Raw genomic sequence first — 21,017 nt, 5'->3', positions numbered from 1 at the left:
GACGACGAGGCCCGGGGCCGCCAAGGGCCCCGGGCCTCGATCACCCTGATAGGGAGTCCGCCGGCGTCAGACGTGCACCGCGCCGCCCGCGGCGTCCGCGTTGACGCCGCGCTTGGTCAGGAAGGCGACGCCCGCCGCGAAGGCGGCCACGATCCCGGCGACCGTGAAGGCCAGGCCCATGCCGGAAAGGAAGGTCTCGTGCGTGACCTTCGTGATCGCGGCGACGACCTCGGCCGGGGTGTTCGGCGCGACCGGCGGTACGCCCACCACGACCGCGTCCGCGGCCTGCGCGGCCTGCTCGCCCTTGAGCGGGGGCAGGCCGGCCGCGGCCCACTTCTCGGGCAGCGCGCTGTCCACCCGCGAGGCCATGATCGTCCCCAGGACCGCGGTGCCGAGGCTGCCGCCGACCTGCATCGCGGAGCCCTGCAGGCCGCCGGCCACGCCGGACAGCTCCAGCGGGGCGTTGCCGACGATGACATCGGTGGCGCCGACCATCACCGGGGCGAGGCCGAGGCCCAGCAGCGCGAACCAGACGGACATGACCAGCGAGCCGGAGTCGGCCTCCAGGCCGGTCATGCCGAACATGGCGACCGCCGTGCACACCATGCCGCCGACCAGCGGCACCTGGGGGCCGAACTTGGTGATCAGCATGCCGGCGACCGGCGAGCTGACGATCATCATCGCGGTGAGCGGCAGCAGATGGACACCGCACTCCACCGCCGACATCCCGTGGACGTTCTGCAGGTAGAAGGTGACGAAGAACAGGCCGCCCAGGAAGGCGAAGGCCATCAGCACCATCAGCAGGGTGCCCGCGGACAGCGGTACCGAGCGGAACATCCGCAGCGGGATGAGCGGCTCGGAGGCCCTGGTCTCCCAGAGCGCGAACAGCACGAAGAGCAGCACCGAGCCGATCAGGAAGAGCAGGGTCTGCGCGTTGCCCCAGCCCCACTCCGGAGCCTTGATCAGGCCCCACACCAGGCCGAACATCGCGCCGGAGAGCAGCAGGATGCCCGGGATGTCGAAGGACCGCGGGGCCTTGTCGGCACGGACGTCCTTGAGGATCACCAGGCCCATGGCGAGCGCGATCAGGCCCACGGGCACGTTGATGAAGAAGACGGACTGCCAGTTGACGTGCTCGACCAGCAGACCGCCCGCGATCGGCCCGGCGGCGGTGGAGGCGCCGATCACCATGCCCCAGATGCCGATGGCCATGTTGAGCTTCTCGGCCGGGAACGTGGCGCGCAGCAGACCGAGCGCGGCGGGCTGGAGCAGCGCGCCGAACACGCCCTGCAGCACGCGGAGCGCGATCACCATGCCGACGCCGCTGGACAGGCCGATCAGCCCGGAGGTGAGCGCGAAGCCCGCGAGGCCGATGAGGAAGGTCTGGCGGTGCCCGAAGCGGTCGCCGAGCTTGCCGGCGGTGATCAGTGACACGGCCAAGGCGAGCATGTACCCGGTGGTGATCCACTGGATCTGCTCCCGGGAGGCGCCGAGGTCGGCCTGGATGGCCGGGTTGGCGACGGCGACGATCGTGCCGTCCAGCGCCACCACCATGACGCCGATGGCGACCGAGAAGAGGGTCAGCCAGGGGTGGCCGCGGAGGGGCTTCTTGGAAGGCGCCGGTATGGGCTCCGGGGCCTGGTCGGTGACGACGGGGGCTTGGGTCATGGCAAGAGATTATGGCAGCGTCTGACAGTTGACCAAAGCATTCATCCGTCGCTAACTGTCAGGAGGCGGAACGGTTTGGAAGGGGGCATGAGAGGTGGACGGCAGATGAGATACGCGATGCCCACGACGCCCGCGTGCGGCCTGCGGGAACGCAAGAAGCAGCGCACGCGCGACGCGCTGGTGCGGGCCGCGGTGGAGTTGTTCGTGGCGAAGGGGTACGACGGGACGACCGTGGACGAGATAGCCGCCGCGGTGGACGTCTCGCAGCGCACCTTCTTCCGCTACTTCGCGGGCAAGGAGGAGGTCGCCCTCGCCCTGCAGGACACCGTCGAGGACGCCTACGTCACCGCGGTCGCGGCCCGGCCGCCCGGCGAGCCGCCGTTCGAGGCGCTGCACGCGGCGCTGGAGGCGTCGTGGGACGGCATCGGCGCGCTCATCGTCGCCGTCGTGCCGCTGCCCGCCTACATGGCGATGTACCGGGTCATCGAGTCCACGCCGACGCTGCTGGCCGCGCAGATGCGCCGCTCGGCGGTGATGGAGGGGCGGCTGGCGGCCGTCATCGCCGCCCGCGAGGGCCTGGACGCGGCCGACCCGCGCCCGCGGGTGCTGGTGGGCGCCGTCGGCGGGGTGCTGAGAGCGGCCCAGCGGCTGTGGGGCGACGGCGACGAGACCAGCGTGGAGTCGATCCGCAGGATCACCGAGGAGCACCTGGCCCTGCTCGTCCCCGTACTGACACAAGCGTGGGACGAACACAAGCGTGTGTCCGGAATCTCCGTCTTTCAAACGTGACTTGAGTCACGGCGTGCTCAAGGGGCCGACCCCGTCTCCTATGGTGGCACGCAGTGAATTTCGTCGACGAGCGTTTCAGCTCCCCCTCCCTGCGCGCCCTTCTGGCCCTTGCCGTGGTCTTCGTCATGCTGTCGACCACCGGCTGGACGGCGCTGCGCCATCACCAAGGCGACGCCGACCCCAAGTCCGTTGCCATGGCCGCCTGGCGGCACGGCACGGCGGGCGGGCGTCCGCTGCCCGATCCGGGGGCCGGGGCGAACGTGGTGGCGCGTTTCTTCGGCACGCTTCGCCCGGTACAGGCCGAGCGCCTCGCGCAGCGCTACCCGTTGATCGTGGGCAACCTCAACGGCGCGCCGCTGACGCTGCGTTACCAGGCCAACCAGATCTCGCTCGGCACCGAGCGGGCCCGGGAGAACGCCCGCTCGCACAGCCCGCTGCTCAGCGCCGAGGGCCGGAAGGACGCGGCCGAACTGGCGAGCCGCTACGCGTCCCTCCAGAAGCCCGGCCGGCAGATCCTCGCCTTCGACCCGGGCGGCCGGGGGCGTGTCGCCGAGGTCTTCGGCGATCTGCGGCGCGCGGACCGGGTCTCGATCGTGGTGCCGGGTGTCGACACCGACGTGATGTCCTTCGAGCGCACCGCCCTTCCCTACCGGGCCCCAGCGGGCATGGCCCGCTCCCTGTACACCGCCGAGCGGACCGCCGACCCGGGCGCGCGCACGGCCGTAATCGCCTGGGCCGACTGGACCACCCCCCTCGGCGTGGGCCTGGACGCCTCCACCGGTGAGCTCGCCGAACAGGGCGCGGTCCGGCTGACCGCCCTGGTGCGGGCCCTTCCGGCGCGCGGCGACGTGGCGCTGTTCTGCCATTCGTACGGCTCGGTGCTGTGCGGCGTGGCCGCCCCCGGCCTGCCGGCCGGCCGGGTCTCGGACATCACGGTCTTCGGCAGCCCCGGCATGCGCGTGGACCGGGCGGCCGATCTGCGCACGGGCGCCCGCGTGTGGGCGACCCGGGACAGTTCGGACTGGATCGGCGACGTGCCGCACCTGGAGATCGCGGGACTGGGCCACGGCGCGGACCCGGTCTCCCGGGCCTTCGGCGCCCGGGTCGTCAGCTCCGACGGCGCCGAGGGCCACGCGGGATACTTCCGCTCCGGCACCGGGAGCCTCGCCAACTTCACCCGTATCGCGCTCGGGCAATTTCCGGACGTCCGCTGCGCCGAGGGCAGGTCCTGCACGGCGGGCGTGGCCTAGACCGGCCTCGCCGCGCCGGGTTCCCCCGGCGGGAACCCGGCCTACGATGACTCGTATGGGTGACGTATTGGCCGGATCCAACGCCGTATGGGAGTTCGATGCCGACGCGGTGCTCATCCGTTACGAGCGGGGGATGCGCAACTCCAAGCTGCTCCAGGTGCTCGGGCAGCGCCGCGTCCCGTACGCGGCCCTGGCGGGTGTGGAGCTCGCGCCGGGCAGACGCGGCACGCTCATGCTGCGCGCGGTGCCGCGGCGTGGCGCCGACCCGCTGATGGAGGCGGCGAACGGCCAGCTCAAGGAGGCCGCCGACCCCTACCGGCTGATGCTGCCCGCCGCCCGTGAGACGCTCGCCGAGCACTTCGCCGAGCACCTGCTGACCGCGATCGGCGCCCAGGGCGCCGACGAGGACGAGCCGGCCCCGCGCCACCTCGTGGACGCCCCCGCCCCTCCCCTGTCGTTCAAGGCGTATGACGGGAGGGCGTCCTTCGACGGGAGCACGGTGTCCTTCCGGTGGTTCTGGACCGGTGCCTCCACGGCGAAGTGGCGCGCGGGCGACCAGCACTTCCCGGTCTCCGAGCTGTCCGGCCTGGACTGGCGCTCCCCCGAGACGCTCGGCGGCCACCTGCGGCTGCTGCCCCGTGAAGGCGGCGGCCGCCGGACGGGCAGCGCGGACGACGACCCGACGGCCGTGGTGTTCGGCCTCGGCTACGGCCCGGTCCACGAGTCGCTGCCGCTGGCCGCGGCCGTGCTGGCGGCGATCCAGCGGGCCGCGCGGTCGCGGCCCGCTCTGGAGCGCGACGGCTACTCGCGCGCCGCCGACGTGGACGACATGTCCGCATAGCGGTCGCCGGAGACCTGCCCCGCGATCGGTTCCAGCCATCCCAGCTCGGCCTCGTCGAGCACGATCCGGGTGGCGGCGGTGTTCTCCCTCACCCGCTCGGCCCTGCGGGTGCCCGGGATCGGGACGACGGCCAGTCCGTGCACCTGCGCCCGCTGCTGGACCCAGGCCAGGGCGATCTGGCCGGGCGTGGCGTCGTGCGCCTGCGCGGCCCTGCGGAGCGGCTCCAGCAGATCGGCGTTGCGCTTGGCGTTCTCCCCGGTGAAGCGGGGCTGGGCCTGCCGGAAGTCGTCGGCCGACAGCTCCGAGGCCGCCTGGAAGGAGCCGGTCAGGAAGCCGCGTCCGAGCGGGGAGTACGGCACCACGGCCACGCCCAGTCCGGCGGCGGCGCCGGCCAGCGAGGTCTCCACGTCACGGCTGAACAGCGACCACTCCGACTGCACGGCCGTGATCGGGTGCACCGCGTGCGCCTCGCGCAGTTCCGCCCCGGTCACCTCGGACAGGCCGAGGTGCTTGACCTTGCCCGCCCGCACCAGTTCGGCCATCGCGCCGACCGACTCGGCCAGCGGTACGGCCGGGTCGCGTCGGTGCATGTAGTAGAGGTCGATGACGTCCACGCCCAGGCGGCGCAGGCTGGCGTCGACGGCCTGCCGGATGTACGCGGGGTCGTTGCGGACGGCGCGGTGCCGCGGGTCGTCGGCCTTGCGCTCGATGCCGAACTTGGTGGCGAGGGTGATCTCGTCGCGGTGCGCCCGCACGAAGGGGCCGAGGAACTCCTCGTTCGTGCCCAGACCGTAGATGTCGGCGGTGTCGAAGAGCGTGACGCCGAGGCCGAGGGCCGCCTCCAGCGTGGCGCGGGCGGCGCTCTCGTCGGTCGGTCCGTAGAACTCGCTGATGCCCATGCAGCCCAGGCCCTGCACGCCGACCAGCGGGCCGTCCGTGCCGAGCGCGACCGTGGCGATCCGCTCGTTGTTCGTGTCGCTCATGGTGTTCATGCCCTCTCGGACGCCCGGCGGGCGTCGGCATAGATGTCGATCTTGTGGTCGAGGACCGCGAGGGTGTCCTGGAGTTCGGTGATCCGCTGCAGCACATCGCGCCGCGTGGACTCCAGCAGGTCCCGCCGCTCGGGGAAGGTGTGATCGCCCAGCCGCACCATTTCGGCGTAGCGGACCATGTCCGCGACCGGCATCCCGGTCAGCCGCAGCTTGCCGACGAAGGCCAGCCAGTCCAGGTCGCGATGGGTGAAGCGGCGCTGCCCGGTGTGGGACCGGTCGACGTGCGGCATCAGGCCGATCCGCTCGTACCAGCGCAGGGTGTGAGCGCTCAGTCCGGTGAAGGCGGCGACCTCGCTGATCGTGTAACGGTCCCGGTCGGCCGGGAGGGGGTGCGGCGCCTCGTCGGCGCAGCTGGTCACGCTGCCGGGCTTGCTCTGGGCCACCTGCGTCACGGTCATGGGTTCCACGCTAAAACCCTGGAGTGCACTCCAGGCAAGCGCATTGGTTAGGCTCACCGTCATGCGGAGCCTGAGCAGCCTGAGCGCCATCGAGAACTGGCCTGTCCCGACGGCCGCGGCGGCGGTCGTCCGCCGCGACGGCACCGTCGTGGGCACGTACGGCGAGACCGGGCGGCGCTTCCGGCTGGCGTCGGTGACCAAACCGCTGTCCGCGTACGCCGCGCTGGTCGCGGTCGAGGAGGGCGCGGTCGAACTGGACGAGCCGGCCGGCCCGGAGGGCTCGACCGTACGGCACCTGCTCGCGCACACCTCCGGGCTCGCCTTCGACGAGCACCGCGTGATGGCCGCGCCCGGCACCCGGCGGATCTACTCCAACGCGGGCTTCGAGGCGCTGGCCGACCACATCGCCAAGGCCACCGAGATCCCCTTCGCCGAGTACCTGCGGCTGGCGGTACTGGAGCCGCTCGGCATGCACGCCACCGACTGCCCGGGCTCGGCGGGCGCGGGCGCCGTCTCGACCGTCGACGACCTGGTGCGCTTCGCCGCCGAACTGCAGGCGCCGCGGCTGCTGGTCCCGGAGACGGTGACGGCGGCCACCTCGGTGGCCTTCCCCGGGCTCAAGGGCGTACTGCCCGGGTACGGCGGACAGAACCCCAACGACTGGGGCCTGGGCTTCGAGATCCGGGACCACAAGTCCCCGCACTGGACGGGCGCGTCGTCCTCGCCGCGCACCTTCGGGCACTTCGGGCAGTCCGGCACGTTCCTGTGGGTCGACCCCGAAGCCGGGGCGGCCTGTGTGGTGCTGACGGACCGTGACTTCGGCGAGTGGGCGCTGCCGTTGTGGCCCGCGCTCACGGACGCGGTGCTGGCAGAGCTGTGACCGGCGTCAGCGGGATCGGTCCGCAGGACTGACCGCCGAAGCTCCGCAGGAGCGACCCGGCCGGATGCCGTGGATCGGTGGACGCGGCGACCCGGCCGCGGGCGTTGACCAGTGCGGCCGTCCCGCCGATCGCGCTGCCGGGCATCGTCACCGGCATCGCCCTCGACACGGCTTTCCGCGCGGCGCCGCCGGCGGGCGGGCTGCCGGCCTTCGCGCTCTCCTTCGACGAGATCGTGGTCACCACCTTCACCGCCGGGCCCGGCGTCCGGACGCCGCCGGTGTGGATCTTCGCCGACATGGCCCGGCCGCAGCAGACTCCCGCGGTCAGTCCGCGGACACCGCCGCGGCCTCGGGAGGCCGCATCTGACGCGATCGGACGCGCGGACGCGCGCGGAAGAGGGGTCCGTGCCATCCTTCCGCCCGGATAAGGCAGGCTTGTACCGTGCCAGAACCCGCGCAGAACGCATTCGACCCCGCCCGCGACCACTCCCACATCGCGACTCTGCGACGGCTGGAGAAGTCCTCGGGGCGGCTCGCGGCAGCGGCGATCGCCCGGATGGACGCACAGTTGCCCTGGTACCGGGCGATGCCGCCGGAGAACCGTTCGTGGATCGGACTGGTGGCGCAGGCGGGCATCGCGGCGTTCACCGAGTGGTTCCGGCACCCCGAGACGCCGCAGGCGATCAGCACCGATGTCTTCGGCACCGCGCCGCGGGAGCTGACCCGGGCGATCTCCTTGCGCCAGACGGTGGAGATGGTGCGCACCACCATCGAGGTGATGGAGGCGGCCATCGACGAGGTCGCCGCCCCCGGCGACGAGTCGGTGCTGCGCGAGGCGCTGCTGGTGTACGCCCGGGAGATCGCCTTCGCGACGGCCCAGGTGTACGCGCAGGCCGCGGAGGCACGCGGCGCCTGGGACGCCCGCCTGGAGTCGCTGGTGGTCAACGCGGTGCTGTCCGGGGAGGCCGACGAGGGCGTGCTGTCGCGGGCGGCGGCGCTCGGCTGGAGCTCGCCGGACAAGATCGTGGTGGTGCTGGGCACGGCACCCAGCGGCGACAGCGAACTGACCGTGGAGGCGATCCGCCGGGCGTCGCGCCACGCCAAGCTGCAGGTGCTGACCGGAGTGCTGGGCGACCGGCTGATCGTGGTCGCCGGCGGCGACGACGAGCCGCTGCGCGTCGCCAAGGCACTGATCGGCCCCTTCGCGGCGGGCCCGGTGGTGGCCGGCCCGGTCGTCGGCGACCTGCTGTCGGCGTCCCGCTCCGCGCAGGCCGCGGCCGCCGGCCTGCGGGCCTGCGCCGCCTGGCCGGACGCGCCGCGGCCCGTGCAGGCGGACGATCTGCTGCCGGAGCGGGCGATGGCCGGGGACCGCTACGCCCGCGATCAGCTGGTGGAGGAGATCTACAGGCCCCTGGAGGAGGCCGGCTCGGCGTTGCTGGAGACGCTGTCGGTCTACCTCGAGCAGGCCTCGTCACTCGAAGGGGCCGCACGCATGTTGTTCGTTCACCCCAACACCGTCCGATACCGCCTGCGACGTGTGACGGACGTCACCGGCTGGTCGCCCTCGGATGTACGCTCCGCATTCACCCTTCGCATCGCACTCATCCTGGGCCGGCTCTCCGACTCCGGACAGACACCGTAGGTGTACGCAGGGCTTTTGTGGGACACCAACAAATCGCCCGTCGGTTCTTGGTCCCTGTCCTCACGGGCGGGGACGACCTCGCTCAAGAGAGAGTTGAAAGCGTGCTCGTACTCGTCGCTCCCGGCCAGGGTGCTCAGACCCCCGGCTTCCTCGCCCCATGGCTCGATCTGCCCGGCGTCTCGGACCGCCTCGCGGAACTCTCCGCGACCGCCGGGCTCGATCTCGCCCACTACGGCACCAAGGCCGAAGCGGAGGAGATCCGTGACACGGCCGTCGCCCAGCCGCTGCTGGTCGCCGCCGGCCTGGTCGCGGCGGAGCGGCTGCTGCCCGGCGCCGGCGCGCCGCACGCGGTGGCCGGCCACAGCGTCGGCGAGATCACGGCTGCCGCGATCGGCGGGGTGCTGAGCGCCGACGCGGCGATGGCGTTCGTCCGCACCCGCAGCACGGCGATGGCCGCGGCCGCCGCCGTCACCGAGACCGGCATGTCGGCGGTGCTCGGCGGGGACCCGGACACGGTCGTGGCGCACCTGGAGAAGCTCGGGCTCACCCCGGCGAACATCAACGGTGCCGGCCAGATCGTCGCGGCCGGCACGGCCGCGCAGCTGGCCGCGCTGACCGCGGACAAGCCGGAGAAGGCGCGGGTGATCCCGCTGAAGGTGGCGGGCGCCTTCCACACCCACCACATGGCCCCGGCCGTGGCCACCCTGGACGCGCTGGCGGGCACGCTGGAGGTCTCCGACCCGGCGCTGCCGTACGTGTCCAACACCGACGGCAAGGTCGTCACCGGCGGCAGCGAGATCGTTTCCCGGCTGGTGTCGCAGGTCTCCAACCCCGTGCGGTGGGACCTGTGCATGGACACCTTCAAGGAACTCGGCGTCACCGCCGTGATCGAGCTGGTGCCGGGTGGCACTCTGGTGGGCCTGGCCAAGCGCGCGCTGCCCGGCGTCGCGACCCTGGCCCTCAAGACCCCCGACGACCTCGATGCCGCCCGCGCGATCGTCGCCGAGCACGGCACCCAGGAATAGGAGTCCTCGCAGACATGACCGCGAAGATCAAGCCCGCCAAGGGCTCCCCGTACGCACGGATCATGGGAGTCGGCGGCTACCGGCCGACCCGTGTGGTGACCAACGAGGTCATCCTGGAGCACATCGACTCCAGCGACGAGTGGATCCGCTCCCGCTCCGGCATCGCCTCCCGCCACTGGGCCGGCCCGGACGAGACGGTCTCCGAGATGTCCGTGATCGCGGCGGGCAAGGCCATCGCGGACGCGGGGATCTCCGCCGAGGACATCGGCGGTGTCATCGTCGCCACGGTCTCCCACTTCAAGCAGACCCCGGCGGTCGCGACCGAGATCGCGCACCGGATCGGTGCCGTCAAGCCGGCCGCCTTCGACATCTCCGCGGGCTGCGCCGGCTTCACGTACGCCGTGACGCTCGCCAAGGGCATGGTCACCGAGGGCAGCGCCAAGCACGTCCTGGTGATCGGCGTCGAGCGGCTGAGCGACCTGACCGACAAGTCCGACCGCGCCACCGCCTTCCTCTTCGGCGACGGTGCCGGCGCGGTCGTCATCGGCCCCGCCGACGAGCCGGAGATCGGCCCGACGGTGTGGGGTTCCGAGGGCGACAAGTCCAACACCATCACCCAGACCGTCGCATGGGACCGCTTCCGAGTGGGTGATGTCGCACAGCTCCCGGTGGACGCCGACGGACAGGTGAAGTTCCCGGCGATCACCCAGGAGGGCCAGACGGTCTTCCGCTGGGCGGTCTTCGAGATGGCCAAGGTCGCCCAGGAGGCGCTGGACGCCGCCGGGATCACCGCGGACGACCTGGACGTCTTCATTCCGCACCAGGCCAACATGCGGATCATCGACTCGATGATCAAGGCGCTCAAGCTCCCCGAACACGTCGCCGTGGCCCGTGACATCGAGACCACCGGCAACACCTCGGCCGCGTCGATTCCGCTCGCGATGGAGCGCCTGCTGGCCACCGGACAGGCCAAGAGCGGCGACACGGCCCTGATCATCGGCTTCGGGGCGGGTCTCGTCTACGCCGCCACGGTCGTTACCCTCCCCTAGGCAACACCCCACGCGGCGGCGCACTCCCGCCCGCCGCAGCCCGTAGTAACAGCACCGAAGAAGGAGAGCGCCGCAATGGCCGCCACCCAGGAAGAGATCGTCGAGGGTCTCGCCGAGATCGTGAACGAGATCGCCGGCATCCCCACCGAGGACGTCCAGCTGGACAAGTCCTTCACCGACGACCTGGACGTCGACTCGCTGTCCATGGTCGAGGTCGTCGTCGCCGCCGAGGAGCGCTTCGAGGTGAAGATCCCGGACGACGACGTCAAGCAGCTCAAGACCGTCGGCGACGCCGTCGACTACATCCTCAAGGCTCAGGCCTGATCAAGGCCGGTTCCCGGACGACGTGTCTGTCGCCCGCCCTTCTAGACGTGGAGAGACAATCCCTGTGAGCCCGACCAATCACTCCGTGGTCGTCACCGGTATCGGCGCAACCACTCCGCTGGGCGGGGACAGCGCGTCGAGCTGGGAGGGGCTGCTCGCCGGCCGTTCCGGCGTCACCGCCCTGACCCAGGACTGGGCAGCCGAGCTGCCGGTGCGCATCGCGGCGCAGATCGCCGTGGAGCCGCTGGAGGTTCTGCCCCGCCCGGTCGCACGCAAGCTCGACCGCTCGGCCCAGTTCGCACTCATCGCCACCCGTGAGGCGTGGGCCGACGCCGGCTTCACCGCCAAGGCCGGCGAGGACAACTCGATCGACCCCGACCGTCTGGGCGCGGTCATCGCCTCCGGCATCGGCGGCGTCACCACCCTGCTCGACCAGTACGACGTCCTCCTGGCGTCCGGCCCGCGCAAGGTGTCCCCGCACACCGTGCCGATGCTGATGCCCAACAGCCCCTCCGCCAACGTCGGCCTGGAGGTCAACGCCCGCGCCGGTGTGCACACCCCGGTCAGCGCCTGCGCCTCGGGCGCGGAGGCCGTCGGCTACGCGTACGAGATGATCCGCTCCGGCCGTGCCGACGTGGTCGTCGCCGGCGGCACCGAGGCGGCCATCCACCCGCTGCCGATCGCCGCCTTCGCCAACATGATGGCGATGTCCAAGAACAACGAGGACCCGCAGGGCGCCTCCCGCCCGTACGACAAGGCCCGCAACGGCTTCGTCCTCGGCGAGGGCGCGGGCGTGGTCATCCTGGAGTCGGCCGAGCACGCCGCCAAGCGCGGCGCCAAGGTCTACGCCGAGGTGCTGGGCCAGGGCCTGTCGGCCGACGCCCACCACATCGCCCAGCCGGAGCCCACCGGCCGCGGCATCGCCGCCGCGCTGGAGCAGCTGCTGACCGCCACGGGCATCGACCCGGCGCAGATCCACCACCTCAACGCGCACGCCACGTCCACCCCGCAGGGTGACATCGCGGAGGTCAAGGCGCTGCGCAAGGTCCTCGGCGACCACCTCGACCACGTGGCCATCTCGGCCACCAAGTCGATGACCGGTCACCTCCTGGGCGGCGCGGGCGGCATCGAGACGGTCGCGACCGTCCAGGCCCTGTACCACCGCACGGCCCCGCCGACCATCAACCTCACCGACCTCGACGACGAGATCGAGCCGGGCCTGGTCTCCGGCGAGGCCCGCAAGCTGCCGGACGGTCAGATCGTGGCCGTCAACAACTCCTTCGGCTTCGGCGGCCACAACGTCGTCCTGGCCCTGCGTACCGTCTGACGGCGGCACCGAGCGCACGACCCGAGGGCCGGCCCACCGCGTGAGCGGCGGGCCGGCCCTCGGCGTTGCGGGCGGACGCCCGGTCAGGGGCAGCTGACGACCTGTCCCGCCCAGGAGAGCCCGCCGCCGAAGCCGAGCAGCAGCACGGGGGCGCCGGGCGCGAGGTCGCCGCGCTCGACGAGCTTGGAGAAGGCCAGCGGGACGGAGGCGGCCGAGGTGTTGCCCGAGTCGACGACGTCCTTGGCCACCACGGCGTCCGTGGCGCCGAGTTGACGGACCACCGACTCGATGATGCGCAGGTTGGCCTGGTGGGTCACGATGCCGCCGAGATCGGCCACGGCGACGCCGGCGCGCCGGCAGGCCTCCTCCGCGATCGGGGCGAGGGTCGTGGTGGCCCAGCGGAAGACCGCCTGGCCGTCCTGGGCGAAGCGCGGCTGCCAGGCGCCTGCGAGCCGTACGGCGTCCGCGCGGGTGGGATCGGAGCCCCAGACCACCGGGCCGACGCCCTGGAGCCCCTCAGGCCCGTCAGGGGCGTCCGGGACCGCGCTGAGGACGGCCGCCCCGGCACCGTCGCCGAGCAGGACGCAGGTGCTGCGGTCGGTCCAGTCGGTGAGGTCGGACATCTTCTCGGCGCCGATGACGAGCGCGTGCCGCGCGGCCCCCGCGCGCACGGAGTGGTCGGCGGCGGCCAGCGCGGTGGTGAAGCCCGCACAGGCGTTGTTGAGGTCGTAGGAGGCGGGCGCGGCCGCCCCGAGCCGGGCGGCGACCTGGGCGGCGGTACTCGGGGAGCGGTCGATGGCACTGGAAGTGGCCACGACGACGAGGTCGATGTCGGCGGGCGCCAGGCCCGCGGCGGCCAGGGCCTTGCCTGCGGCGGCCGTCGCCATGTCGGCGACCGTTTCGTCGTCGCGGGCGATGCGGCGGGTGGCGATGCCGGTGCGCTGCCGGATCCAGGCGTCGCTGGTGTCGACCATGGCGGCCAAGTCGTCGTTGGTGAGGACGCGTTCGGGCTGGTGGTGGCCGAGGGCGACGATACGGGTCGAGGTCATGCCGGGAACTATAGCGACCGACCGATCGGACTCTAAAGCGGGCCGGCTCGCTACGATGGCGGCATGAGCCCACGCAAGTCAGCCACCGAGGCCCGCCACACCCGCGAGCGGATCATCGAACGCAGCGTCGCGGTCGCCTCCGTGGAGGGCCTGGAGGGCCTGACCATCGGTCGGCTCGCGACCGACCTCGGGATCAGCAAGTCCGGGCTGCTGGGCCACTTCGGCACCAAGGAGGCGCTGCAGATCGCCGCCCTGCGCCGGGCCTCGGAGATCTTCACCCGCGCCGTGTGGGTGCCCGCCGCCGGCAGCCCGCCCGGCCTGGCCCGGCTGACCGCGATCTGCGAGGCATGGGTGACCTACCTCGACCGCGAGCGGGAGGCGTTCCCGGGCGGCTGCCTGTTCACCGCCTCCGCCGTGGAGTTCGACGGGCGCGAGGGGCCGGTACGGGACGCGGTGGCACGGCTGTACTCGGTGTGGAAGCGGCGCCTGGTGCGGGATCTTCGGGCCGCCGTCGAGCAGGGCGAACTGCCCCCGGACACCGATCCCGACCAGGTCGTGTTCGAGCTCAACGGCGTCTACTTCGCGCTCAATCACGCCGTCCAGCTCTTCGGCGACCGGAGCGCCCCCGACCGCGCCCGGCGTGCGCTGCGCCGCGTTCTGCGCTGACGAATCAGCCCTTCGGGGGGATTGGCCCGAATTGCCGGATGGTTGGGCGTCCCGCCGCACAACATCTCGGACATGACCATATGGCTGAGGGGGGCCGGCCTCACGGCGGCCGCCGTGCTGGTGGTGCTGGGTCCGGGGGGTCCTGGGGGCGCGGGAACGGCCCACGCCGACGACCGCCCCGGGGTCCCGGGTCCGCCGGTCGTGCGGATCCTGCCGGACGGCTCCGTACGGGTGGAGACGGGCGGCGGCGCCGTCCGCGTGGAGACGGGTCCCGAAGGGGGAACGGGAGGGACGCCTCGGACCCGCGTCCGGATCCGGCACGGCGGTGACACCGTGGAGGCCCAGACCGGCCCCGGGGGCTCGTCGGCCCGCGTACGACGCGAGCACTGCCCCCGCTACCAGGCCTCCGTGGACGCCTCCACGGACGCCTCGGGCGCGCGGGGCTCGGTGTCCTGGCGGCATCCGTGCGGACCGGCCCCGCGCCCGAAACCGACCCCCGCGCCCGCCGCGCCCGTACGGCAGCGGCCGGCGCCCACCCCGACCCCGACACCGCCGCCCACACCGACCCCGACCCCGACGCCCACCCCTACGCCGACGCCGGCCCCCACCCGCCGGGTCGAACTGCCGCCGGTCGCCTACCACAAGGTCACCGCGCTGCCGCCGCCCGAGGGGCCGAGCCTCGTCCATCTGATGCTGCTGATCACCGCGCCCGCGGTGCTGTCGGCCGCCGCGCTGAAACCCCGTTCCCAAGCTCGTTCCCGGAGGTGACGCATGTCGGACTGGCTTGTCCTGGCCATCGGAATGGCCGCGAGCTGCGTGGTCGTGCTGAGCATCGTGGCCATCAACCACCGCCGGCTGGGCGATGACGACGACCCCAGCGAGACCCCGGACGTCATCGAGTACATGACGATGATGATCGGCGTGGTCTACGCGATCGTCCTGGGCCTGGCCATCGCCGGCGTCTGGGAGGGGCGCGGCGCCGCCGAGGACGCCGCGCGCCGTGAGGCGCAGGCACTGCACGAGGTCCAGGAGCGGGTCCAGGTGTACCCGGCCGCGGTCCGCGACCGGGTGCGCGAGGACGTCGACGCCTATGTGTCGTACGTCGTGCACAAGGAGATCCCGTACATGATCAAGCACGGCGACAACACCCAGCGCGGCAGCGACCTGCTGGGCGTGGTGCGCCGCGACGTGACCTCGTTCGAGCCGCGCAGCCCGCTGGCCAACCAGGCCTACCAGCCCGTCGTCGACCAGGTGGCCGCCGCCGACGACGCACGCAACGCACGCGCCGACAGCTCCGGGCCCACCATGCCCGGCGTGGTGTGGTTCGGGCTGATCGTGGGCGGCCTGGTCGCGGTGGGGCTGATCTTCACCCTGCAGATCCGCCGCTCCCGACGGGAGTTGATCCTGGCCGGGCTCTACAGCGCCCTGATCGCCTTCCTCCTCTTCCTCATCTGGGACTTCAACGCGCCCTACGGACGGGACGCCGCCGATGCGGCGGCGTCCTTCGCGGCCCTCTTCCCCCACGTGGGATAGGCGGCGCGCCGCCGCCCCCGCCACGGGGCGGCGGCCTACGCCTGCTTCGTGTCCTCGCCGTCCCCGAAACTCGCGAACCAGGTGGCCGCCATGTCCTCCTCGCCGTGGCCCTGGGCCACCGCCCGCCGGAAGCGCTCCGCGCCGGCCGCGGCCACGTCGAGGCGGACCCCGGCGGCCTCCCCGGCCGCCACGACCAGCCGGGCGTCCTTCTCGGCGGTCCGCACCGCGAAGCTGGGCGTGAAGTCGCCGCCCAGGATGACGTCGGCCTTCGCCCGCAGGTAGCCCATGTCGAGGCCGCCGCCGGCCACCGCGTCCAGGAAGCCGCGGGGCTCGACCCCGAGTCCTTCGGCCAGCGCCAGGGCCTCGGCGACGCCGTGGGTGACGGTGAGCACCCAGCTGTTGATCACGAGCTTGAGCCGGCTGGCCGCGCCTCCCGCGGCGTCCTCGCCCACCCATACGGTGCGGCTGCCGATGGCGCCGTAGACCGGCTCCAGCGCAGGCCGCGCCTCCTGCGGCCCTGCCGCCAGCACCAGGAGCTGCCCGGCCTCGGCCGGCTGCTTCGTGCCGAGGACCGGCGAGTCGACGAAGACGAGGCCGTGCTCGGCGGCGAACTCGGCGAAGGGGCCGAGCGCGTCGACCCCGGCCGTCGTGGCCTGCGCCCAGACCGTGCCGGGCCGGAGCGCGGGCGCCGCCTGCCGCATCGTCTCCAGGGCGGCAGGGCCGTCGTGGAGGATGGTGAGCACGACGTCCGCGCCCTCCACGGCCTCCGCGGGGGTGACGGCGACGCGGGCGCCGTCCTTGGCGAGCGATTCGGCCTTGCCGCTCGTACGGTTCCACACACGGACGTCGAGGCCGGCCTTGACGAGATTGCGGGCCATGGCGGCACCCATGATCCCGGTGCCGAGAACTGCTACTGAGGTGGTGTCGGACATGAGAGCCACCGTACGACGGACCAATCCGAACCGCTCGCGGCGCCGAATGCCGGACGGGAGACTGTGTGTCGGAGCGATGACACGACCACGACAGCGGAATCGACGAAAGCGGGAGATGTGGAGAGGGAACCGGTGCGAATCGGCATGCCCGCCCGCCAGGGACCGGACCTCACGGAACTGCTGCTCGCCGTCGCGCGCGGCGACCAGGAGGCCTTCGCCCGGCTGTACGACGCGGTGAGCGGACCGGTGCTGGGGCTGGTCCGCGGCGTGCTGCGCGACCCCGCGCAGTCCGAGGAGGTCGCGCAGGAGGTCCTGGTGGAGGTCTGGCGCACGGCGGCCCGCTTCCGCCCGGAGAAAGGCAGTGCGATGACCTGGGTGATGACCCTGGCCCACCGCCGCGCGGTCGACCGCGTCCGGTCGGCGAGCGCCGCCGCCGACCGCGAGCACAAGGCGGCCCTGCTGGACCGCACGCCCGCGTACGACGAGGTGACCGAGCAGGTCGAGGCCCGGCTCGAACGGGAGCAGGTGCGGCGCTGCATGCGCACCCTCACCGAACTGCAGCACCAGTCGGTGATGCTGGCGTACTACCGCGGCCTGACCTACCGCGAGGTCGCCGAACTGCTGTCGCTGCCGCTGGGGACGGTCAAGACCCGGCTAAGGGACGGTCTCATCCGGCTGCGTGACTGCCTGGGGGTGGCCGCGTGAGCACCAACGCCGAGCTCCACACCCTCACCGGGGCGTACGCCCTGGACGCCCTGGACCGGCACGAGCGTGCCGAGTTCGAGAGTCATCTGACGGACTGTGAGCCCTGCGCCCTGGAGGTGCGCGAGCTCGCCGCGACCGCCGCCCGGCTCGGCCTCGCCGCGGCCGAACCCGCGCCGCCGCGCATGAAGGACGAGGTGATGCGGCGGATCGCCACCGTCCGGCAGGAGCCGCCGCGCGTGACCGAGGTCCCGGTCCGCGACCGCCGCCGCGTCCGCCGTGCCCCGCGCACGCCGCTGCTCACCCGCTTCGCCCTGGCCGCCTGCCTGGTGGCCGCGGCCGCGCTCGGCGGCGTCGCCGTCTGGCAGCAGCAGCAACTCGGCGACGCCCGGCAGGAGGCCCGGCAGGCGCAGGCCGGCGCGGAGTCCGTCGCGCGCGTCCTCGCCGCGCCCGACGCGTCCGCCACCTCCGGGAAGCTCTCCGGCGGCGCCAGTGGCACCGTCGTCGTCTCCCGGAGCCAGGACCGCGCCGTCTTCTTCGCCCAGGGCCTGCCCTCACTGTCCGGGGGCCGTGTCTACCAGCTCTGGTTCTCCGACGCGGGCGGCACGATGCGCTCCGCCGGGCTCGTCCCCCGCCCCACCCCGGGCACCAGCGAGGCCGTCCTCCTCGACGGCCCCGTCGGCGACGCCTCCGGCATGGGCATCACCGTCGAACCGGCGGGCGGCTCGACCCGGCCCACGACACAGCCGCTCGCGCTCATGTCCTTCGCGAAGGCCTGACCGGGGGGACGCGCCCGGGCGAATGCGGGGGCGCGGTGCGGGGGCGGCCTAGGCTCGGGTGAGAAGAAGGGCAATCAAGGGCGAGGTGCGCGCGTGTCCGTGGCCGTCTGTTTGTTCACCGCGGATCTGCGGGTGCACGACAACCCCGTGCTGCGTGCGGCGCTGAACGCCGCGGACGAGGTCGTGCCGTTGTTCGTGCTGGACGACGGGGTCGAGGCGGCCGGGTTCGCGGTGCCGAACCGGCGGGCGTTCCTGGTGGAGTGCCTGGCGGACCTGGACCGGCGGCTGCGGGACCGCGGGGGGCGGCTGGTCGTCCGCGCGGGGGACGTGGTGGACGAGGTGTGCCGGGTCGCGGAGGAGACCGGCGCGCGGCAGGTGCATGTCGCGGCCGGGGTGAGCGGCTACGCGGCCCGGCGGGAGACACGGCTGCGCGAGGCCCTGGAGGGGGCGCGGCGGGAGCTGCGGGTGCACGACGGCGTGCTGACCGTCGTGCCGCCCGGGGCCCTCGCGCCGGCCGGGAAGGACCGCTTCGAGGTGTTCACCCCGTACTTCCGGCGCTGGGAGCAGGCGGAGGTCAGGGACGTGCTCGGCGCGCCGCGGGTGGTCCGGGTGCCGGAGGGCCCGCGCTCGCTCGCGGTGCCGGACGCGCCGCACGGGGTCTCCCCCGGGCTGCCCGCCGGCGGGGAGAGCGAGGGCCGGCGCCGCTGGAGCGCCTGGCGCTCGGGCGGCGGCGTGGACGCGTACGAAGAACGCCACGACGACCTGGCGGGCGACGGGACCTCGCGGCTCTCCCCGTACCTGCACTTCGGCTGCCTGTCCGCCACGGAGCTCGCGGCCGGCGCCCACGGCGGCTTCGTACGGCAGCTGGCCTGGCGCGACTTCCACCACCAGGTGCTCGCCGCCCGCCCGGACGCCGCCCACCGCGATCTGCGCCCCCGTCACGACGACTGGCACGGCGACGGCCCGGAGGCCGAGGCCTGGCGCGAGGGCCGCACGGGCTACCCGATCGTGGACGCGGCGATGCGGCAGCTGCGGCACGAGGGATGGATGCACAACCGGGCCCGGCTGCTGGTGGGCAGCTTCCTGACCAAGACGCTGTACGTGGACTGGCGGGTCGGCGCCGCGCACTTCCTGAGCCTGCTGGTGGACGGCGACGTGGCCAACAACCAGCTCAACTGGCAGTGGGTGGCGGGCACCGGCACCGACACCCGCCCCAACCGCATCCTCAACCCGCTGACGCAGGCCCGCCGATTCGACCCCGACGGGGAGTACGTCCGCCACTGGCTGCCGGAACTGGCCGGCGTGCCGGGCGGCGCCGTCCACCGGCCCTGGCTGCTGCCGGAGGAGCGGCGCCGCGAGCTGGACTATCCGCCGCCGCTTGTGGACCTGGACGAGGGCGCCGCCCGCTTCCGCGGCGGCCGGGGAAAGAAACCCGAGGTGCGGGAGACGTAGTCCGCCCAGCCGGGGCGGCCCTCCATGTGCCGCTCCAGCAGGGCCTTGCCGCTGCCGCGGATCAGCAGCAGGCTCATCACCAGCGGGGAGACCACGGTGGCGGCTGCGGCCTGCCAGGCGTCGCAGGTCAGGGCGAAGAGTCCCCACCAGACGAGGAAGTCGCCGAAGTAGTTGGGGTGCCGCGTCCAGCTCCACAGCCCGCGGTCCATGATCCGCCCCCGGTTCGCGGGGTCGGCCTTGAAACGCGCCAGTTGACGGTCGCCGACCGCCTCGAAGAACAGGCCGGCCGCCCACAGCACGACGCCCACCGCGGCGGCCGGACCGAGCGGGCCGGGGATGTACGAGGCCGCCTGGACCGGCAGGGAGACCAGCCAGACCAGGGCGGCCTGCAGCAGGTAGACCATGCGCAGGGCGTACATCGTGCGGTTGCCCGGCGCCTTGTCCAACAGGGCCTCGTACCGCGGGTCCTCGCCGTGCCCTCGGCCCCGCCAGGCGATGTGGGCGGCCAGCCGCAGCCCCCACACCGCCACCATCACGAGCACCAGCGCGCGCCGGGCCGGGTCCCCGTGCCCGGCCGACATCACGTACGCCACCACCCCGACGGCCGCGAAGGCGGCGCCCCACGCGATGTCGACGTACCGGTGCATGCCGCGGACCCGGCCGACCGCGAAGGCCACCAGCATCACCGCGAGCGCCGCGCCCGCCGCCGCGAGGGTCATCATCGCCCGTACCATCCGTCCTGCGTGTCCGGCATCCCGGTGCCGCCGTCCCCGGTGGGCCGCACCGCGAGGATCTGGTCGACGCCCATGCGCCGTTCGGCGAAGGCCAGCGCGCCGCCGGCCAGGTACAGCCGCCACACGCGGGCGGTCTCCTCGCCCGCCAGCGCCACGAACTCGGGCCGGCGCGCCTCCAGCGTGGCCAGCCAGGCCCGTACCGTGCGCACGTAGTGCTCGCGCAGCGACTCCACGGCGCGCACCTCCAGCCCGGCGTCCTCCAGCAGGGCGACGGTGCGACCGAGGGGGCGCATGTGCATGTCGGGGGCGATGTACGTCTCGATGAACGCGCCGCCGCCGGGCGCGACCCGGCCGCGGGACATCTGCTGCACCAGGGCCCGTCCGTGGGGGCGCAGCACGCGGTGCAGCGTCGCGGCGAAGGCGGGGTAGTGCTCGTCGCCGACGTGCTCGCCCATCTCGATCGCGGTGACCGCCTCGTAGCCGCCGCTGCCCTCCAGGTCGCGGTAGTCGCGCAGTTCGACCCGTACGTACTCCTCCAGGCCGCGCTCGCGGATACGGGCCTGGACGGCGTCGCGCTGGGCGGCCGACAAGGTGACCGCGTGCACCTGGGCGCGGTGGGTCTCGGCGGCGTACAGGGACAGCGCGCCCCAGCCGCAGCCGATGTCCAGCAGCCGCATGCCGGGGCGCAGCCCGAGCTTGCGGCAGATCAGTTCCAGCTTGTCGCGCTGGGCGTCGGCGAGGCCGTACGCGGGGTCGTCGGCGCGGGTCCAGTAGGCGCAGGAGTACGCCATGGAGGGGTCGAGGAGCAGCTCGTAGAACTCGTTGGACAGGTCGTAGTGGTGGCTGATGGCGGCGCGGTCGCGGCCCCGGCTGTGCAGCGTCCCGCCCAGCCGCGCCCGGCCGCGCGGGGCGGGCGGCCGGGGGC

The 21,017-nt window shown here is 73.2% G+C and carries 22 protein-coding genes and 1 pseudogene; 16 read left to right on the top strand and 7 right to left on the bottom strand.

Going from position 1 to position 21,017, the window contains the following annotated elements; genetic code table 11:
* Positions 1-66: 66 nt before the first annotated feature.
* On the bottom strand, positions 67-1,668 hold the full coding sequence (locus ACFWVC_RS34950) for an MFS transporter (RefSeq protein ID WP_384296888.1): 1,602 nt from the start codon (positions 1,666-1,668) through the stop codon (positions 67-69).
* Between the two features lie 105 nt (positions 1,669-1,773).
* Between ACFWVC_RS34950 and ACFWVC_RS34945 the strand changes: the two genes are divergently transcribed.
* Genes ACFWVC_RS34945 through ACFWVC_RS34935 form a run of 3 tightly spaced genes read left to right on the top strand, consistent with a single transcriptional unit; the run spans position 1,774 to position 4,548 of the window.
* Positions 1,774-2,457 (top strand): TetR/AcrR family transcriptional regulator, encoded by a 684-nt coding sequence (locus tag ACFWVC_RS34945; RefSeq protein ID WP_384296884.1) that lies wholly within the window; start codon positions 1,774-1,776, stop codon positions 2,455-2,457.
* Between the two features lie 53 nt (positions 2,458-2,510).
* Complete coding sequence (locus tag ACFWVC_RS34940) at positions 2,511-3,707, top strand: alpha/beta hydrolase (RefSeq protein WP_384296881.1); 1,197 nt, start codon at positions 2,511-2,513, stop codon at positions 3,705-3,707.
* A 55-nt stretch (positions 3,708-3,762) separates the two neighbouring features.
* A complete protein-coding gene (locus ACFWVC_RS34935) occupies positions 3,763-4,548 on the top strand; it encodes a DUF4429 domain-containing protein (RefSeq protein WP_384296877.1) in 786 nt (261 codons plus the stop codon).
* On the opposite strand, the gene ACFWVC_RS34930 is transcribed toward ACFWVC_RS34935, so the two are convergent.
* Both ACFWVC_RS34930 and ACFWVC_RS34925 read right to left on the bottom strand, forming a co-directional pair.
* Positions 4,509-5,531, bottom strand: a complete 1,023-nt coding sequence (locus ACFWVC_RS34930) for an aldo/keto reductase (RefSeq protein WP_384296874.1) — start codon at positions 5,529-5,531, stop codon at positions 4,509-4,511. The genes ACFWVC_RS34935 and ACFWVC_RS34930 overlap by 40 nt on opposite strands.
* 5 nt (positions 5,532-5,536) lie before the next feature.
* A complete protein-coding gene (locus ACFWVC_RS34925) occupies positions 5,537-5,998 on the bottom strand; it encodes a MerR family transcriptional regulator (RefSeq protein WP_384296869.1) in 462 nt (153 codons plus the stop codon).
* 61 nt (positions 5,999-6,059) lie between these two features.
* Here ACFWVC_RS34925 and ACFWVC_RS34920 point away from each other — a divergent pair, with 61 nt between their 5' ends.
* From ACFWVC_RS34920 to fabF, 7 genes and pseudogenes are all read left to right on the top strand, one after another.
* The gene (locus ACFWVC_RS34920; RefSeq protein WP_384296865.1) at positions 6,060-6,878 is read left to right on the top strand and encodes a serine hydrolase domain-containing protein; all 819 of its coding nucleotides are present in this window, start codon (positions 6,060-6,062) and stop codon (positions 6,876-6,878) included.
* Between the two features lie 101 nt (positions 6,879-6,979).
* A pseudogene (locus ACFWVC_RS34915) lies at positions 6,980-7,207 on the top strand (hypothetical protein); the annotation flags it as partial.
* 113 nt (positions 7,208-7,320) lie between these two features.
* Positions 7,321-8,520, top strand: a complete 1,200-nt coding sequence (locus ACFWVC_RS34910; protein WP_384296861.1) for a PucR family transcriptional regulator — start codon at positions 7,321-7,323, stop codon at positions 8,518-8,520.
* A gap of 101 nt (positions 8,521-8,621) precedes the next feature.
* A complete protein-coding gene (locus tag ACFWVC_RS34905; RefSeq protein WP_384296857.1) occupies positions 8,622-9,545 on the top strand; it encodes an ACP S-malonyltransferase in 924 nt (307 codons plus the stop codon).
* A gap of 14 nt (positions 9,546-9,559) precedes the next feature.
* A complete protein-coding gene (locus ACFWVC_RS34900) occupies positions 9,560-10,594 on the top strand; it encodes a ketoacyl-ACP synthase III (RefSeq protein ID WP_384296853.1) in 1,035 nt (344 codons plus the stop codon).
* 75 nt (positions 10,595-10,669) lie between these two features.
* Entirely contained in the window at positions 10,670-10,918 is a 249-nt protein-coding gene (locus ACFWVC_RS34895; protein WP_319662619.1) for an acyl carrier protein, read from the top strand.
* Between the two features lie 64 nt (positions 10,919-10,982).
* The gene (gene fabF / locus ACFWVC_RS34890; RefSeq protein ID WP_384296849.1) at positions 10,983-12,245 is read left to right on the top strand and encodes a beta-ketoacyl-ACP synthase II; all 1,263 of its coding nucleotides are present in this window, start codon (positions 10,983-10,985) and stop codon (positions 12,243-12,245) included.
* Positions 12,246-12,328: 83 nt separating this feature from the next.
* On the opposite strand, the gene ACFWVC_RS34885 is transcribed toward fabF, so the two are convergent.
* The gene (locus ACFWVC_RS34885; RefSeq protein ID WP_384296846.1) at positions 12,329-13,294 is read right to left on the bottom strand and encodes a beta-ketoacyl-ACP synthase 3; all 966 of its coding nucleotides are present in this window, start codon (positions 13,292-13,294) and stop codon (positions 12,329-12,331) included.
* A gap of 63 nt (positions 13,295-13,357) precedes the next feature.
* Between ACFWVC_RS34885 and ACFWVC_RS34880 the strand changes: the two genes are divergently transcribed.
* The 3 genes from ACFWVC_RS34880 to ACFWVC_RS34870 all read left to right on the top strand — a co-directional run bounded on the left by ACFWVC_RS34880 (position 13,358) and on the right by ACFWVC_RS34870 (position 15,493).
* Positions 13,358-13,960, top strand: a complete 603-nt coding sequence (locus tag ACFWVC_RS34880; protein WP_384296843.1) for a TetR/AcrR family transcriptional regulator — start codon at positions 13,358-13,360, stop codon at positions 13,958-13,960.
* A 72-nt stretch (positions 13,961-14,032) separates the two neighbouring features.
* Positions 14,033-14,728 (top strand): hypothetical protein, encoded by a 696-nt coding sequence (locus tag ACFWVC_RS34875; protein WP_384296840.1) that lies wholly within the window; start codon positions 14,033-14,035, stop codon positions 14,726-14,728.
* Positions 14,729-14,731: 3 nt separating this feature from the next.
* Complete coding sequence (locus tag ACFWVC_RS34870; RefSeq protein WP_384296835.1) at positions 14,732-15,493, top strand: hypothetical protein; 762 nt, start codon at positions 14,732-14,734, stop codon at positions 15,491-15,493.
* Between the two features lie 35 nt (positions 15,494-15,528).
* Here ACFWVC_RS34870 and ACFWVC_RS34865 read toward each other — a convergent pair whose 3' ends face one another.
* On the bottom strand, positions 15,529-16,425 hold the full coding sequence (locus tag ACFWVC_RS34865) for an NAD(P)-dependent oxidoreductase (RefSeq protein WP_384296831.1): 897 nt from the start codon (positions 16,423-16,425) through the stop codon (positions 15,529-15,531).
* A 144-nt stretch (positions 16,426-16,569) separates the two neighbouring features.
* On the opposite strand from ACFWVC_RS34865, the gene ACFWVC_RS34860 reads away from it, so the two are divergent.
* The 3 genes from ACFWVC_RS34860 (at position 16,570) to ACFWVC_RS34850 (ending at position 19,358) form a co-directional block, all read left to right on the top strand.
* Positions 16,570-17,130: a sigma-70 family RNA polymerase sigma factor gene (locus ACFWVC_RS34860; protein WP_384296909.1), complete on the top strand. Its 561-nt coding sequence runs from the start codon at positions 16,570-16,572 to the stop codon at positions 17,128-17,130.
* Positions 17,127-17,906: an anti-sigma factor domain-containing protein gene (locus tag ACFWVC_RS34855; protein WP_384296828.1), complete on the top strand. Its 780-nt coding sequence runs from the start codon at positions 17,127-17,129 to the stop codon at positions 17,904-17,906. The genes ACFWVC_RS34860 and ACFWVC_RS34855 overlap by 4 nt, the downstream gene beginning before the upstream one ends.
* Positions 17,907-17,999: 93 nt before the next feature.
* A complete protein-coding gene (locus ACFWVC_RS34850; RefSeq protein ID WP_384296825.1) occupies positions 18,000-19,358 on the top strand; it encodes a cryptochrome/photolyase family protein in 1,359 nt (452 codons plus the stop codon).
* Here the strand turns inward: ACFWVC_RS34850 and ACFWVC_RS34845 are convergent.
* Complete coding sequence (locus ACFWVC_RS34845) at positions 19,271-20,080, bottom strand: DUF1295 domain-containing protein (RefSeq protein ID WP_384296820.1); 810 nt, start codon at positions 20,078-20,080, stop codon at positions 19,271-19,273. The genes ACFWVC_RS34850 and ACFWVC_RS34845 overlap by 88 nt on opposite strands.
* Positions 20,077-21,017: class I SAM-dependent methyltransferase (locus ACFWVC_RS34840; protein WP_384296817.1), on the bottom strand; the 941-nt coding region annotated here is incomplete at its 5' end. The genes ACFWVC_RS34845 and ACFWVC_RS34840, both read right to left, overlap by 4 nt.

Source organism: Streptomyces sp. NPDC058691, assembly GCF_042714775.1.
Classification (GTDB): domain Bacteria; phylum Actinomycetota; class Actinomycetes; order Streptomycetales; family Streptomycetaceae; genus Actinacidiphila.
This window is presented reverse-complemented; position numbering and strand designations above follow the sequence as displayed.